General features: G+C 48.1%; 1 tRNA gene. It reads right to left on the bottom strand.

Annotated elements, in window-relative coordinates:
- Positions 1–190: 190 nt before the first annotated feature.
- Positions 191–264, bottom strand: a tRNA-Ala gene (locus H6A28_RS15025).

A 264-nucleotide genomic window follows, 5' to 3' on the forward strand; every position in this document is an offset into this window, starting at 1 on the left:
TGCGCCCTTTCCTACTTTCCTTATCACGTGCACACTCCGTCTTTCGACGGGTGCGGGATGATATATACTTTTAGCTTTCGTACTAAAATTACTTTTTGCTTGTTACATCATGTCATAGACCTATTTTCTAGTGGAGAACTTGTCAGGACTGGCTTCGCTTGCGCTCGCCCATCCTCTATTTCTCACTTCGTGGAGAATAACGGATTCGAACCGTTGACCCCCTGCGTGCAAAGCAGGTGCTCTAGCCAGCTGAGCTAATCCCCC

It is taken from the genome of Bacteroides mediterraneensis (assembly GCF_016900355.1).
In the GTDB taxonomy this organism is placed as follows: domain Bacteria; phylum Bacteroidota; class Bacteroidia; order Bacteroidales; family Bacteroidaceae; genus Phocaeicola.